12 protein-coding genes are annotated in these 15,359 nt (G+C 66.0%); 5 read left to right on the top strand and 7 right to left on the bottom strand.

Features of this window, described 5'->3' with window-relative positions; translation table 11 throughout:
* Window positions 1-557: 557 nt before the first annotated feature.
* The gene (locus tag Q322_RS0112260; protein WP_245593245.1) at window positions 558-1,196 is read right to left on the bottom strand and encodes an NAD(P)-dependent oxidoreductase; all 639 of its coding nucleotides are present in this window, start codon (window positions 1,194-1,196) and stop codon (window positions 558-560) included.
* 200 nt (window positions 1,197-1,396) lie between these two features.
* Between Q322_RS0112260 and Q322_RS0112255 the strand changes: the two genes are divergently transcribed.
* From Q322_RS0112255 to Q322_RS0112245, 3 genes are read left to right on the top strand one after another with little or no spacing between them, the layout of a single operon-like run.
* A complete protein-coding gene (locus tag Q322_RS0112255; protein ID WP_029478203.1) occupies window positions 1,397-2,446 on the top strand; it encodes a branched-chain amino acid ABC transporter permease in 1,050 nt (349 codons plus the stop codon).
* Entirely contained in the window at window positions 2,443-4,248 is a 1,806-nt protein-coding gene (locus tag Q322_RS0112250) for a branched-chain amino acid ABC transporter ATP-binding protein/permease (RefSeq protein WP_029478202.1), read from the top strand. Before Q322_RS0112255 ends, Q322_RS0112250 begins: the two co-directional genes overlap by 4 nt.
* Window positions 4,245-4,955, top strand: a complete 711-nt coding sequence (locus Q322_RS0112245) for an ABC transporter ATP-binding protein (protein ID WP_029478201.1) — start codon at window positions 4,245-4,247, stop codon at window positions 4,953-4,955. Before Q322_RS0112250 ends, Q322_RS0112245 begins: the two co-directional genes overlap by 4 nt.
* A 60-nt stretch (window positions 4,956-5,015) precedes the next feature.
* Here the strand turns inward: Q322_RS0112245 and Q322_RS0112240 are convergent, their stop codons facing one another.
* From Q322_RS0112240 to Q322_RS0112220, 5 genes are all read right to left on the bottom strand, one after another.
* The gene (locus tag Q322_RS0112240; protein WP_029478200.1) at window positions 5,016-8,435 is read right to left on the bottom strand and encodes an efflux RND transporter permease subunit; all 3,420 of its coding nucleotides are present in this window, start codon (window positions 8,433-8,435) and stop codon (window positions 5,016-5,018) included.
* Complete coding sequence (locus tag Q322_RS0112235) at window positions 8,432-9,730, bottom strand: efflux RND transporter periplasmic adaptor subunit (RefSeq protein WP_245593244.1); 1,299 nt, start codon at window positions 9,728-9,730, stop codon at window positions 8,432-8,434. Before Q322_RS0112235 ends, Q322_RS0112240 begins: the two co-directional genes overlap by 4 nt.
* 14 nt (window positions 9,731-9,744) lie before the next feature.
* Window positions 9,745-10,821, bottom strand: coding sequence for a TolC family protein (locus Q322_RS0112230; protein WP_051668497.1), 1,077 nt, complete (start codon window positions 10,819-10,821; stop codon window positions 9,745-9,747).
* On the bottom strand, window positions 10,818-12,404 hold the full coding sequence (locus Q322_RS0112225; protein ID WP_156953028.1) for a TolC family protein: 1,587 nt from the start codon (window positions 12,402-12,404) through the stop codon (window positions 10,818-10,820). Before Q322_RS0112225 ends, Q322_RS0112230 begins: the two co-directional genes overlap by 4 nt.
* Window positions 12,405-12,567: 163 nt before the next feature.
* Window positions 12,568-13,161 carry a TetR/AcrR family transcriptional regulator gene (locus Q322_RS0112220; protein ID WP_029478196.1) on the bottom strand — a complete coding sequence of 198 codons (594 nt, stop codon included), beginning with the start codon at window positions 13,159-13,161 and terminating at the stop codon, window positions 12,568-12,570.
* Between the two features lie 144 nt (window positions 13,162-13,305).
* On the opposite strand from Q322_RS0112220, the gene Q322_RS0112215 reads away from it, so the two are divergent.
* Window positions 13,306-13,662, top strand: a complete 357-nt coding sequence (locus tag Q322_RS0112215) for a PadR family transcriptional regulator (RefSeq protein ID WP_029478195.1) — start codon at window positions 13,306-13,308, stop codon at window positions 13,660-13,662.
* A complete protein-coding gene (locus tag Q322_RS23385; RefSeq protein ID WP_029478194.1) occupies window positions 13,659-14,261 on the top strand; it encodes a permease prefix domain 1-containing protein in 603 nt (200 codons plus the stop codon). Before Q322_RS0112215 ends, Q322_RS23385 begins: the two co-directional genes overlap by 4 nt.
* On the opposite strand, the gene Q322_RS22495 is transcribed toward Q322_RS23385, so the two are convergent.
* Entirely contained in the window at window positions 14,175-15,242 is a 1,068-nt protein-coding gene (locus Q322_RS22495) for an IS4 family transposase (protein ID WP_084147970.1), read from the bottom strand. The two genes, Q322_RS23385 and Q322_RS22495, sit on opposite strands and share 87 nt — an antisense overlap.
* Window positions 15,243-15,359 lie beyond the last annotated feature (117 nt).

The raw sequence follows: 15,359 nt of genomic DNA, 5'->3' as shown, positions 1-15,359 counted from the left end.
CAGGCGATTGGGTCTTACAAGTACCGGACAACTCAGGCGAAAAAACCGAAAAACGCCGTGTTTCTGGGCTTTCGCTCGCCGCCCCTGATGATGATCATCAAATCTTTTTAAAAGCTTTTAAAAGCTCTAAAAGATCATCATCAGGGCGCTGCTGAGAACTTTCCGGCTGCCCCATTTTCCCAGTCGTCCCAAAATTGTCAAAAAACGAACTTTCGGGGGCCAATCGGTCCCGGCCCGCCCCGCCAAACCCTCTGTACGCTCACCAGAGCGCCATGGAGCGTCATGATAGAAAATTCACGCCTCTCTGTCCGATCAGCCTTCTGCTAGAGCCTTCACGGCCTTCCTGCTGCCATTTCTGGACATCAAGTTTTATGCATTTTTATGTATAATGAAGAAACGCCGTCTGAGACAGCATTTAATGCCATTTTAGCCCCATTTTGGACCTTCCGGGCCGGGCAAGTCGCCTGTGATGTCCGTGCTTTTGAAAATCAGGGTTGGCAGGAGGTCAACTGGGGGTCAAAAGGGGCTTTCAAAAAACCCATGACACTCCTCGCCCCTCAATTGCTGATGGCCGGAGCCTGACCCACGTGCTGGTCACTGCTCACCTGGGCCAGCATGAACTGGGCGACGCTGGCGCGGGTCACACGGGGCCGGATTTCGCCCACCCGTCCCACCAGCAGCGGCACGGCGGAGCCTTCCGTGAGCATCGGCCCCCGCACGATGGTCCAGTCCAGGGAGGAGGCCCGAATCAGTTCGGCGTGGGCCTCGGCGTCGTTCAGGACGGCGGGTTGCAGCACTTTCAGCAGGGTGCGGAACACCTTATCCACCAGTTTTGGGGTGTCGCCGGGGAACGGTACGCCCGCACCGACAAGGGTGATTAGTCGCCTGACCCCGTGCTGGGGCATTTGCTGGGTCAGCAGCTCGGCGGCGCGGGTCAGCAACTCGTTCGGGCCACCCTTGGTCTGCCCCAGGGCGCTCAGCACGACGTCGCTGCCCGTGAGTAAGCGCTCAATGTCTGCCGCATTCATGGCGTCGCCCTGTACCAACTCTAGCCGTTCATCTTGACGGTGCAGTTTGCTGGGATCACGCGCCAGCACGCGCAGGGAATAGTTCTGATCCAGTGCCTGATCAATCAGCAGGCGTCCGGTGCGGCCTGTCCCTCCCAAAATGGCGAGCGTCAATGTTGTCTGGGTCATAATTCTCAGCTTAACGGCTCTTTGACCCCATCAATAAAATGTTTCCAGAATGGAAGCGACTTTCAAGAGGTGAAGTGAGATCGCTCAGCATCGCCGCGCTTCCTCTCCAGCTTGTCCAGCCGCCAGAAACTCCGTATGGTGGCAGGCAATGACAACCAAACGAGTGTTGGGCAAGTTTGCATGGGCTGATCTGGAGTCAGATGCAGATCTTTGACCCCACCATCTTCCCGATTCTGGCAGCAGACGGACTGACCAACGGGGCGGTCTACGCGCTGCTGGCGCTGGCGCTGGTGCTGGTTTTCGCCGTCACGCGCGTGATTTTTATTCCACAGGGCGAATTTGTGGTCTTCGGCACGCTCACGCTGGCCACGTTGCAACTGGGCCGCACGCCGGGAACGCTGTGGCTGGTGCTGGCGCTGCTGGGCATTGCCGCGCTGATGGAGGCCTTCTCACTGGCAAGGAACGGGCAGGCACGAAGGGGATTGGTGACGGTGGGAGTCGCGGCGCTGCTGGGCGTGGGCACCTGGGCGGTGACCGACTGGCTGGCCCCGCTCAAGGCTCCGCTGTGGGTGCAGGTGATCCTGACTCTGGGACTGGTGGCCCCACTCGGACCGCTTCTTTACCGCGTCGTCTACCAGCCGCTCCAGAACGCCACGGTTCTGGTCCTGCTGATCGCCTCCGTCGCACTCCATCTGGTGCTGACTGGCCTTGCACTCGTCTTCTTCGGCCCGGAAGGTTCGCGCACCCCGGCCTTTTTCGAGGGCAATTTGACGCTGGGACAGGTCACGCTGAGCTGGCAGAGCCTGCTGGTAATCGTGGCTTCGGCGGCGCTGATGCTGGGGCTGTACCTGTTTTTCGAGCGCACCATGCCCGGCAAGGCGCTGCGGGCCACCGCCGTCAACCGGCTGGGCGCGCGGCTGGTGGGCATCAGTCCGTCCTCGGCGGGGATGCTGACCTTCACGCTGGCCGCCCTGATTGGGGCGCTGGGCGGCGTGCTGATCGGCCCCAGCGTGGCCGTCACCTATGACAGCGGCTTCCTGATCGGCCTCAAGGGTTTCGTGGGCGCAATTATCGGTGGGCTGGTCAGTTACCCGCTGGCAGCGGCAGGAGCCATTCTGGTGGGATTGATCGAGAGCTTCGCATCGTTTAGCCTCTCGGCCTGGAAGGAAGTGATTGTGTTCACACTGATCCTGCCCGTGTTGCTGTGGCGCTCATTGACCACACGCCATATCCCGGAGGACGAGGAATGATCCCGTCTCAAACAGTTCCGAAATCTTCCTTTCGCCTGGGCCTGAGCGTGGCCGCCGTGCTGATCGCGCTGTCGCTGCCGCTGCTGTTGCCGCTGTTTCAGGTCACGCTGCTGACCAACATCCTGATCTTTTCCATCGTCGTGACTGGGCTGGTGCTGCTGACGGGGATTCTGGGGCTGACCAGTTTCGGGCAGGCGGCGTTCATGGGCGTGGGCGCGTACACCACTGCCGTGCTGACCGCGCAGATGGGCTGGAATCCATGGCTGTCGCTGCCCGTTTCGCTGCTGGTCACGGGCCTGATCGCGTGGTTCCTCGGCCTGCTGACGCTGAGGATGCAGGGCCATTACCTGCCGCTGGCCACGATTGCCTGGGGCATCAGTCTGTTCTACGTGTTCGGCAATACCCCGGCGCTGGGCGGTTTCACTGGCCTGACCGACATTCCGCCGATTTCCGTCTTCGGTCTGGAGTTGACCTCGCCGCGTAACTTCGCGTATCTGGCCTTGATCTGCCTGGGACTCGTGGCGCTGGGCGCACAGTTTCTGCTGTCCAGCCGCACAGGCCGGGCCATGCGGGCGCTGCGCGGCGGGCCGCTGGTGGCCGAGGCGTTCGGGGTGTCCGCCTTCGGCCTGCGGGTGCAGGTGTTCATCCTCGCGGCGCTGATGGCCGCGCTGGCGGGCTGGCTCTACGCGCACAGCCAGCGCTTCGTAAATCCCACGCCGTTTGGTTTGCAAGCAGGCATCGAATACCTGTTCATGGCGGTGGTGGGCGGCTCGCAGCACGTCTGGGGCGGCGTGATGGGCGCGGGCCTGATCACGCAGATCAGGGAGCAACTGCGCGACATCCTGCCCGGCTTACTGGGCCAGCAGGGCAATTTCGAGGTAATCGTGTTCGGGGCGCTGGTCATCCTAGTGCTGCAATTCGCGCGGCAGGGGCTGTGGCCGCTGCTGGAACGCTTGTTGCCCCAGGAGGGCATTCGCATTCTGCCGCAGAGAGAAAAGCTCTCGCAACGGGCCAGACCCGCGCCCGGCACGCCGCTTCTGAGTGTCCAGCACGCCGTCAAGCAGTTCGGTGGGCTGCGTGCGGTGGGCGACGTGTCGTTTGACCTTCAGGCCGGGGAAATCCTGGGGCTGATCGGCCCCAATGGTGCGGGAAAAAGCACCATGTTCAACCTGATCACGGGGGTCAACCCGGCCACGTCCGGACAGATCTCGTTCATGGGCCAGGACATCAGCCGCCGCAGCGCAGGGCAGATTCACCGCCTGGGCCTGAGCCGCACCTTCCAGCACGTTCACCTGCTGCCGGACCTGACGTTGCTGGAGAACACCATGATGGGCGGCTACGCGCGGGGAAGGGCGGGCATCGTCCGCAGTCTGCTGCACCTGGAACGCGGGGAGGAGGCGGCTCTGCAACACGAGGCGCTGCGCCAACTGGAACGCGTCGGGCTGGGCGCGCAGGCGTTCACGCTTGCCGGGAATCTGGCGCTGGGTCAGCAACGGGTGCTGGAAATCGCCCGCGCGCTGGTGGCCGATCCGACGCTGCTGCTGCTGGACGAACCCGCCGCCGGGCTGCGCTACGGCGAGAAGGCAGAGCTGGTGGCGCTGCTCAGAAAACTGCGTGAGGAGGGTATCACCATCCTGCTCGTCGAACACGACATGGACCTGGTGATGGGTCTGGTTGACCGGCTGGTGGTCATGAACTACGGCGAGAAGCTGGCCGAGGGCTCGCCGCAACAGGTGCGTGACAATGCGGATGTGCGCGAGGCTTACCTGGGTGTGGACATGGAAGAAGAGGGCGCGGCGTGACCTCCAATCTTCTTGAAGTGCGTGATCTGCATACCCGTTATGGCCGCGTGGAGGCGCTGAGCGGCGTGTCGCTGGAGGTTCCCGCCGGGCACATCGTCAGCGTGATCGGGGCGAACGGGGCGGGGAAGACCACGCTGATGAACTCGGTGATGGGAATTTTGCCCAGCACCGGCGAGCTGATCTACGAGGGCCAGCCGCTGCGTGGCATCCCGCTGGAGACCCGCGTGGCGCGCGGCATCAGCTTAGTGCCAGAGCGGCGGGACCTGTTCGCCTCCATGAGCGTGGCCGACAACCTGACCCTGGGCGCGTACAGCCGCCGCCAGCAAAAGTGGCGCGGCGATCTGGACCACGTCTACGAGCGCTTTTCGCGTCTGCTGGAGCGGCGCAAGCAACTGGCAGGCACGCTGTCGGGCGGCGAACAGCAGATGCTGGCGATTGGCCGGGCATTGATGGGCAAGCCCCGCCTGCTGCTGCTGGACGAACCCTCGCTGGGCCTCGCGCCGTTGATCGTGCGCGACATCCTGCGGATCGTCAAGCAGTTGCAGGCCGAGGGCGTGACCGTGCTGCTGGTGGAGCAGAACGCGCGGGCCAGTCTGGCGATCAGCGACAGCGGCTACGTGCTGGAAACCGGCGAGGTCAAGCTGAGCGGCCCGGCGCGCGAACTGGCGCAGAACCCGGAGCTGACCGCGAGTTATCTGGGCGGCTAGGCATCCAACCGAAAGCCTCCTCCGGTCAATGGAGGGGGCTTTCGCTTTACGAGTCGGCGCTCAGTCGCCCGGTGCCAGCGTGCCGCCCACCGGTGCGGGCGCGTCGGGCTTCAGGCGGCGGCGCTCGAACTGCCAGAAGACTGTGGGCACCACGTAGAAGGTCAGCAGGGTGGAGGTCACCACGCCGCCCAGGATCACGATGCCTAGGCCCCGGCGGAACTCTGCGCCGTCGCCCTGGCCCAGGATCAGCGGAATACTGATCACCAGTACAGTCAGGGTGGTCATGAGAATGGGGCGGAAGCGCAGCTCGGCGGCCTCGATCAGCGCCTCGCGCAGCGGCAGGCTGCGGGCGCGTTCGGTCACAAATTCCAGGTACAGGATGGAATTCTTGGTGGACAGCCCCAGCAGGATCACCATGCCCAGCACCGTGATCACGTCCAGATTCACGCCGAACAGCCCCAGCGTCCACAGCGCGCCCACCACGGCAATGGGCACCGGCAGCAGCAGGTAGATGGGATAGCGGAACGAATTGAACTGGCTGCCCAGCACCAGATAGGTCAGCAGAATCGAGGTGATCAGGATGATCGGGCCGAAGAACACCAGATCCTTGGTCAGCCCCGCGCTGCCAAAAGCGCTGGCGTTGCCCAGGGTCACGCCGTCTTTCAGGAGGCCAGCGTCGCCCACCCGCTTTTCCAGCTCGGCCTGATACGCGAACGGATTGGGGCCGCCCTGGATCAGATTGATGTCCAGCGTGGAGGTATAGGCCTTGTTCAGTCGGCTCAGGGTGGCCGGAGCCTGCGCCACCTGGAAGGTGCCCAGCCCGCTGAGGGGCAAGTTGGCAGCCAGCGCGGGCGAATAGACTGTCTGGGAGAGCAGGCTCTGCTCGTCGCGGATCAGTGAGGGATTCAGGCGCACCACGATGTCCACGCTCTGATCGCCGTCTCGCACGCTGCCTGCGGTGCTGCCGTCGTTGTAGGTCCGCAGGGCCTGGGCCACGTCGCTGGCGCTCAGGCCGGTGCCGGACAGGCGGGTAGCGTCGGGGATAAAGGTCCGTTCCTGGGTGGTGGCGCTCAGGCTGCTTTTCAGGGAGCGAATGTTGGGATCAGCCCGCAGCAGGCGCGCCACTTCACGGTTACGCTCCAGCAGGAGAGCCTGGTTGGGGGCCGTCAGCGCCAGCGTGATGTCGGCGCTGCCGCCCGGGCCGCCCTGCTGCGCTGCCACGGTCAGTTCCGCGCCAGGCCGGCCCGCCACCAGGGGTTCCAGCTCCTGACGGTACTCGGCGCTCACGCTGTCGATGCCCGCGCGCTCCTCCTTGGGCACCAGGGTGACGGTCAGGCTAGCCGCGTTGGCGCTGTTGCCGCCGGTCAGGCTGCCGCTGCCTACGGCGGTCTGCACCAGGCGCACGTCCTGCTTGGCCAGCAGTTGGGCCTCGATCTGCCGGGTGACGGCGTTGGTGGTGCTCAGATCGGTGCCCACCGGCAGGGTCAGGTCCACCTTCAGTAGCCCGCCGTCCGAATTGGGCGTGAAGGCAAAGCCCAGCCGTGGCCCCACCAGCACGGCGCTGGACAGAAAGGCCAGGGCCACCGCCATCACGATCCAGGGGCGCTTGAGGGCGCTGCCCAGGCTGCGGGCATAGGCGCGGGCGACGCCCATGACCGCCTTGATGGTCATGCCGTGCAGTGTGCCGGTCAGTGCTTCCAGCACGGCGTACAGCACGGTCAGCAGGTAGCGGATCAGCGTCCACACGGCGGGGGCCAGCAGTGCAGCCAGGGCCAGCGTGACTGGCAGGGGCAGGCCCGCACGGGACAGCGCCACGGCACCAATCGCGCCGCCCAGTGCCAGGCCCAGCAGGCCGGGCAGGGTCTTCACGCCCACCAGCGAACGCCGGAACAGCCCCGGCAGGCGGGCGAAGATGCCGGGCAGGTCCGCCCAGGTCACGCTCCTGGCCTCGGCGGTGTACGCCAGGCGCACGGTCAGGAACAGCAGGCTTTCCAGCCACGACAGTGTGATCGCAGCGGCGATGCCCAGCCCGAACTGACTGAAGAACTGGCCCAGGATGCCGGGAAAGAAGCTCAGCGGGATCAGGACCGCCAGCAGCGAGAACGACGCGGCGGTCACTGCCGAGAAGACCTCGCTGGCTCCCAGCAGCACGCTGCGGACCTGGCCATAGCCCATGTCGCGGTAGCGCTGCACGTTCTCGGCCACCACGATGGAATCGTCCACCACAATGCCGATGGCCACGATGATCGCCAGCAACGAGATGATGTTGAAGGTGAAGCCCAGCAGCCCAAACAGCAGGGGCGCGGCGCTGATCGAGATGGGAATGGCCAGGATCACAGAAAACACTGTGTTCAGGCGGCCCAGGAACAGCAGGCAGATCAGGCCCACGGCGGCCACCGCGATCAGAAATTCCTTGAAGGTGTCCGAGACGGTGGCGCGCGTCTCGCGGGTGGTGTCGCTGGCCAGCTTCAGGCTATAGCCGGCAGGCAGCCGCTGGGCCTTCATGGCGGCCAGCACGTTGTCGGTCACGGCCACCGAGTTGGTCCCGGACGCCTTGCGGACCGAGAGCAGCACGGCGGGTTGACCGTTGACCCGCGCGAACGAGGTGGCCGAGGCGCTGCCGTCGCGCACGCTGGCCACGTCAGCCACCCGCAGTCCGGTGGCCGGATCGACGATGATGCGGCCCACGTCGGCGGCGCTGCGCGGGGTGTTGCGGGTGCTAAATCCTGTGGTGCTGCCGCCCTGCGTGACGGTCCCGGCGGGCAGATCCAGCGCCGAGCCGCCGATGGCCCCGGTGATGCGCGCGGGCGTCAGGTTGTAACTCTGGAGGCGGGCCGGATCGAGCAGCACCTGGATCTTGCGCTCCGGGCCGCCCGACAGGTTCACGTCCGCCACGCCCTCGACGCGTTCCAATCGGGGCACCAGCGTGTCCTCGGCAAACGAGGTCACGTCGTCGGGTTTGGCGCTGCCGCCCAGCAGGGCCAGCGACAGGATCGGGGTGGCATTGGGGTCGAACTTCTGCACCACCGGGGCGTTCGCTCCGTTCGGCAGCGCTCCCCGGATGGCCGCCACCGCCTGCGACACACTGTTGGCCGCCGAGTCGATGTCGGTGCTGTCGGCAAAGGTGATCACCACCGCCGACTGGTTGCTCACGGACGTGGTGTTGATGTCCACCACCCCGGCCAGGGTGCTGACCGCGTCCTCGATGCGGCGGCTGACCTCGCGGTCCACCTGATCGGGGTTCGCGCCGGGGTAGGACGTGCTGACCGCCAGCACCGGCACCTCGAAATTGGGCAGCAGTTCCACGCCCAGCCGGAACACCGAGACCAGCCCCAGCAGCGCCACCAGCACAAAAATGCCGATGGAAAAGACGTAGTTGCGGACGCTGAAGCGCACGAAGGGATTGATCAGCGGCTCGGGCGTGCCGTCGGGCAGCGTGCCGCGCACGGCGTTCAGCTCCCCGGACTCGTGGGTGCTCACGGCGCACTCTCCACGGGTTCAGCGGCGTCCGCCCCACCGGGTTCAGACGTCGCCCCGGAATCCACGGCAATGGCCGCGCCGTCCTGAAGGCTGCCGGGCAGCGGGTCGATCACCGACTGGCCGGGGTCCACGCCGCTGACGGCCAGTTTGCCGCCGGACTCGGCGATCACTGTGACCACCCGGCGTTCGGCCCTGCCATCCGCCGCCACGTACACGGCGTTCTCTCCGCCGTCCACCTGCACCGCGCTGCTGGGGATCAGCACGCCGCTGCCCAGCTCGGCACGGTAACGCACCTGGGCCGCCGCGCCCACCGGCAGGTTTTCGCCGCCCTGCACGCGAGCGGTGATGGGCACCAGCCGGTCCGCGCCCGCAATGCCGGGGCTGCCCTGCACCACGGCCACGTAATTGACGCCGCCGTAGCCCAGGTTCAGTCTGGTCCCGTCGGCCAGGGCGAAGGCGTCGCTGCTGGGAACGCTGAACTTGGCGCGAATGCTGCCGGGGTCCACCAGCCGGAAGACCGGGGCGCCCTGTCCGGCGAATTCGCCCGCCTTTGCGGCGATGCTGGCCACGATCCCGGCAAAGGGTGCCCTGACCCCTGTGCGCGCCAGGTTTTCCTCGGCCTGCCCCACGCCTGCCTGGGCGGTTTCCAGGGCCACCTGTTGCAGGGGCACGCTGCCCTGCGCGCTGCGCCCGTTCTGTGCCAGATTGTTTCTGGCCGCCGACAGCCCCGACTGCGCCTGTGCCAGCGTGGCCCGCGCCGCCTGAAGGTCCGCCAGGCTGATGCCACCCAGCCCATACAGCGTCTCGGCGCTTCCGGCGTTCTGCCGCGCCTGGGCCAGCGTCGCCTCGGCGGAGGACACGGCGGAGGTCAGCGACGCGCCCGCGTTGGCGGCTGTGTTCCGGGTCTGCTGCAAGTTGATCTGGGCCTGCTGGACCTGCAACTTCGCGTTTTCCAGCGCCTGCCGCTGCTGGGTGTCGTCGAGCTGCACCACCACCGCCCCTGCGCCCACCTGCTCGCCCTCGCCCACCAGCACGCGCGTGACCGTGCCGCCGCTCTGGGTGGCGACCTGCGAGTCCTTCTGGGCCGCGATGATGGCGCTGGAACTGCGCTGCACGGTCAGGGTGCCCTGCCTGGCGGTGACCACCTGCACCCGCAGGACCGTGGTCTTGGCAGGAGCGGTGTTCAGGTCGTTGCCCGCAGGTTTGGCGTCCTGTCCGGGCCGCGAACAGCCCACCAGCAGCGCGGTCAGGGCCACCACAGGAATCAGGCGTGTCATGTTTCTGGTCCAGCTCATCTTTCCAGTCCAGCTCATTTTGCCAGTCCGGTCACGTCCACACCGGAGGCCGCCCCCAGCGCCGCGAGCGCCTTCCACAGGCCGCCCTGCGCCTGGGTCACGGCAAAGTCGGCCTGCTGGGCCTGGACCTCGGCCTGCTGGACTTCCACGGCGGCGGCGGTCCCGGCCTTCAGGCGGGCGCGGGCCTGGCTCAGGGTGGTCTGGGCATTGCTGCGCTGCTGGCGGGCGATGTCTACCCCTTCCTGGGCGTTCTGCACCGCGCGGTAGGCGTCGCGCACACCAATTCCGGCGGCCTTCACCGCGTCGTCCAGGCTGCGCCGGGCGTTGGCCTGAGCGGTGCGGGCGTCTTCCAGGGTGCGGGCGGGCGTGTAGTCGTTGTCGGCCAGTTTGACCTGCAAGGCCGCAAGGCTCAGGCCGTTGGTCGCCTGACTCAGCGAGGGCAGGCGCTTGTCCAGCCCGGCCTGCAAGGTGGCGAGGCTGGCGTCCATTTTGGGCGGCGCGGGCGGATCGGCCAGGGTCAGCGCCGTTCCTGTGGGCAGGCCCAGGGTGCGGGCCAGTTGTGACTTCAGCACCGGCAACTGCGCCTGCGCGTCGGCCAGTTCCTGGGTGTTGCTGTTCAGGCTGGTGGAAGTGCGGTTCACATCCAACTGGGTGGCGACTTTTGCGGCCAGACGTGCCTGCGCGATTTGCAGATTGCGTTTGTCCAGCGCCACCTGTGCGCTGTTCAGATCAATCCGTCCGTTCGCCTCGGAGGCGGCGAGATACTGCGAGATCACGGTCTGGGCCACGTTCAGCTTGGTGCCGTCCAGCGTGACCGCCGCCGCCGCGTTGTCCTGCTCGGCCTGCGTCAGCGTGGTGATGATGCTGGTGGGATCGGCGCGCACCGCCCGCAGGTTGGCCTGCGCTTTTTGCAGGTTGGCGCGGGCAGTGGTCACGTCCGGCCCCCCCGCCAGGGCGCGGGACACGGCGCTGGCCAGGGTCAGTTTGCCTGTGTCCTGCGCGGCAGCGTGCCCCAGCCCCAGCCCCAGCCCCAGGGCCAGGAGAACGGTCAGGATGCGGGTGGTCTGGGAAGTGGTGTGGGGGGTGGTCATGGCTGGCCTCCGGGGACGGTGGTGGGTTCAGGGGTGGATTCAGGGGTGGGTGGGGTGGGTTCGGGGGTGGAAGCAGGGGGGGCCGGTGCCCCGACGGGAGTTTGGACAGGAGTGGGGGAGAGCGGTGCGGGCAGGGCCGGAAGCTGACCCAGCAACACTGGGTCCAGCTCGCCGGTGGCCTGGAGCAGTTGCAGCGCGGCCAGTTCTACCGCCGCCTGTTGCGCGTCCACGGCGTTCTGCGCCTGCGTCACGCCCAGCGCGGCCTGATCGACGTCCAGCGGTGTGGCCAGTCCGGCGTCCACGCGGGCGCGGGCGCTCGCCAGGGCGGTCTGGGCACGGGTCAGCGCGGTCCCCAGGCTGGTCAGCCCGCCCACCTGATCCTGATAGTCCGACAGGCGGGTGCGGACATCGAGGTCCACGCCCTGCCGCGCGCTGCTCAGGCCCAGTTCCGCCTGTCGCACCCCCTGACCCGCCTGCGCCAGTTCCCCGGCTGCCGCGCCGCCCAGCAGGGTGTAGCTGCCGCTCAGGGACAGGCTGATCCCACTGGGAATCTCGCCGGTGTCCTTCAGGGGAAGGCTGGCCTGCACGCCCAGCACGCCGGTTCCAGAGTTCAGGCTGGCGCTGACGATCTTGCCGGAGCCGCCCTGGCCGTCGCTGAGCTGCCCGGCGCGCACGCTGGCGCTCAGATCCGGCAGGCGGGCGTTGCGCTGCGCGGTGGCCAGAGCAGCCTGCGCGTCGGCCAGCGAGACCTCGGCCCTGGCGATTTCCGGGCGGGCGCTCAGGGCGCGCGACAGCAGCGTGTTCAGATCCCCCGAGGGAGTCAGGTTGGGCAGTGGGCCGAAACCGCCCAGATCCGTGGGTAGGGTCAGCGGCTGCCCCAGTACGCGGGTCAGTTGCGCCGCCGCCAGATTCACGCCGCGCGCCGCCCTGTCCCGCGCCGCCCCCGCCGATTCCAGCGCCGATTGCCGCTCCAGCACCGCTTCTTCTGTAATCAGGTTCTGGGCGCGCTGCTCGTCGGCTACCGCCCGCAGCCGGGTACTCAGGGCCAGTTGCGCGTCGGCCAGGGCCACCCCGGTCACGGCGCTGCGCGCCCCGGCAAAGGCCTGCGCGGCCTGGATGGTCAGCGTGGCGCGGCTGTTGCGGAGGTCCACCGCCGCCGCCGCCAGCGCTCGCTCGGCGCTGCGGACCGCCTCCCGCGCGGGGGACCACGGCAGCACGTTCAGGGACGCCCCGATGTTCACGGTGGCGCTGCCCTTCCACTCGCCGGTGTCCCAGGGCACCCGGCTCAGGTTGCTGTCGGCTCCCACAGTTAATGACAGGCCCGCGCGGGTGCGGGCGCTGGCAAGCGCAAGCTGTGCGGCGCGGTAGCTCAGGTCCGCCGACTGCCAGCCCGGCGACTGCCGCAGCAGCGCCAGCACATCACTTAACGTCAGTGGCGCGGTCTGAAATTGGGCCGGGGCGGCGGAGGTCTGTTGCAGGGCGGGCGGTGTGGGCGCGGGCGGCGCGGTCTGCGCGTGGCCCTGGCCCAGTAGCCCCAGGCCCAGCAGCGCCGAGAGAAAAAGCGTGGGGAAACGTTGCGTCATGGAATGAACCTCGGAAGAAGGGAGAAGTGCGTCAGCGTCGAAAGGGAGTTTGTAGAGTGACCACTTACTTTCGGGCAAGATGGTACACCCTCGGCGCCGTTCAGGTCATCTTGCAAAGGTGAGGGCGATCCGGAACTTTGGCGCGCGGCGGTCACGGGGCCAATCACGGGGCCAGCCCCGGCCACAGCAGGTCCAGCAGCCCGCGCACGAAGCGCCCGGCGTCCATCGGTTCGCGCCCGGTCTGAATCATCATGTGTTCCTGATGGACGTAGGTGGTCAGTGCGCCCAGGATGGTCAGGGCCGTGACCTCGGCGTCCAGCGGGCGCACCCGGCCCAGGCCCAGTTCGGCGCGCAGGTAGCGGGCCAGCACCTCCGCGTCCTGGCGCACCGGGTTGCCCAGCCGCTCCAGGATGCGGTTGTGCTCGGGATCGTGCCCGCGTGACAGGACCGTCATCAGGTTGGGAATGATGGCGGCGGCCTCCTTCAGAAATTCCATAAAGGCCAGTTCCAGATTCAGCCGGACCTCGCCGTGGCCCAGCCGTGCCAGCAGGGCCGCGCGCCAGTGGGCGTAATCGTGCAGGCCCACCGCCGCCTCGAACAGGTCCTCCTTGCTGGCGTAGCGCTTGAACAGCGTGCCCTCCGAGATTCCAGCGCGGCGCGCGATCTCGGCGGTGGTGGCAGCGAAGCCCTGTTCCAGAAAAACCTCGCGGGCCGCCTCCACGATCTGTTCGTCGGTAATGGTGCGGGGACGGGCCATAAGTGAGTTTGTACTATACGAACTCGGGGCGGCACCGTGAAGAGGGTTACGCATAGGCACGGGACTTGACATTCCAGACCTTCCCGGAGCAATGTATAGGAACGCGATAGAGGAATCCAATACATAGGAGGTCCACCCATGTTTATGCCCCCACCCACCCCGCCCGACGCCAATCTGCTGCGCGGTCACCTCGACCTGATCCTGCTGAGCATCATCCAGGGACCGCCCAAGTACGGCCTGGAGATCAGCAAACTGGCCCAGGACGCCACCGACGGCTATTTTGACCTGAAGGTGGGCAGCCTGTACCCGGCGCTGCACCGGCTGGAGAAGGCGGGTTTCGTGCAGGGCGAATTCAGAAGTGGCCCACGCAGCGGCAGCCCAGTCAAGGCCTACACTCTGACTGAGAGTGGCGGACGCGAGCTGGCCGTCCGCCGCGCCGAATTCGAGACCTTCACGCAGCAGTTGGGCAGGCTGTGGACCCGGGCCGGAGGCATGAAGTGAAAGGGACAGAACGGTACGTGCGGCAGGCCACGCGCGGCTTGTGGGGCCGGGCGCGGCGCGAGTTGCAGGCCGAGTTGGAAGGCCACATTGCCGAACGCTGCCAGGAATTCCGGCTGGCGGGCCTGAACCCGCAGGAGGCCGAGCGTCAGACGCTGCGCGAACTCGGCGCACCCGTGCAGGTTCGCGCGGGCATGCTGGACGTACATACGGTTCCGGCGCTGGGCAAGGCGGGCGTGCTGAGCGCGCTGCTGGCCACCGCCCTCTTCTCGGCGCTGCCGCAGGGGCTGGCGCAGGTGCGGAGCATTTACGGACATACAGAGAATGCCGGGGCGTCCAGCTATCTGGATTTCCAGCAGTTGAAGGAAGCGGTTCAGAAGGCGGGCGGCAAGATCAGCGGCCCGGCGAGCGAGGCCACCGTCACCGTTCCGGGTGCGCCGAGGGCAAGCTTCCCGCTCAGTACCGCCCAGTGGCCGGGGACCACTTTGATTCAGGACGGGAAGACGTTCCTTTCTCTAGGGTACAAAAGCAGCAAGAAGCTGGATAAAGCTCGGCCCAGACGTTCTTTTTCCAAACCCCAAATCCCGCAATGCCCGCTGTAACGCATCTAAGCCTCGACGGAACAGGCTCTTGGGCGGATAGCCGTGCGCCAACTTTTCTGTCGGTTCGCGGCTCTCCTCCTGCTCTCCAATCAGGCAGCACCACACAAAGGCCAGAACCACCACACCGAACAGGGTAGTCATCCGCCCAGTGTCGGTCACACGGCTATCTTCCAAATGAAATCCTCTGGATTTCATCGCCTGATGCATCGTTTCGCACCCCCACCTGAGGGCATAGCGCTTAATCGCCTGCTCTGCCCGTCCGTGATACGCCAGATACAGCGTGTCACCCTTATGGTTTTTGCAAGCCAGCACGCGCAATTTCACGCCGTAAATCTTCATGCGTTGATGCCAGCAGCGGTATTCGCCAAGTTCAAGCTTTTTGAAGATGGCCCACACTTCCATGCCACCCACCCTCGTATCCGCTTTCAAGCGGATACACGGCGCAATCTTGAAGCGCTTCAAAGTCTGAAACCAATCCTGCCCGATGAATTCACGGTCTGCCAGCAAGGACAGCTTTTTGCCGTCCAGAAGCGGAAGAACACTTTTGACCAATGCAATTCGGGTGGCCGTGTTGCTGTTGCCACCATGCGGCAGCAACACCCACGCGATAGGAAGCGCAAACGTGCGCCAGGAGACGCTCAAAATCAGAATATTGAGGTGTTGCTTGCCCCATTTCCAATTCGTGCGATCCAGGATCAGAAGCAACTGCTTCTGATCCTGGAGAAAGGACAAGACGAAGCGAGCGATCAAGAGCTGATCCAGCTCAAATTGAAGAAAGCGTTTCAGCCTCTTGTAGACGGTATTTTCGCTGCCATCCAGATGAATGATCGGCAGCAGTTGCCACAGGACGACGGTTCGAGCCTCAATGAGGGCGAGGATCAGTGCGCTGAGGACGGCCAGCCTGCGGGGATCAAGACCGAAGTGTGGGTGCAGAAGGTCAAACAGGTTATCCTGGGGGCGTCGGCTCTGGGTGTCTTTCATTGCAGAAAACACCGTACTGGAGCCGACTTTTCCTGTCTACTCCCGACTTTTGTACCCTAGAGAAGACGTTCCTACGAACGGACAGCCTGATCGGTGGCCTCCTCAACACAGGTGCTG

The sequence above is a fragment of the Deinococcus frigens DSM 12807 genome (genome assembly GCF_000701425.1).
Taxonomy (GTDB): Bacteria; Deinococcota; Deinococci; order Deinococcales; family Deinococcaceae; genus Deinococcus; species Deinococcus frigens.
Note: the sequence above shows the minus strand (reverse complement) of the source record. Positions and strands in the feature narration are given on the sequence as shown.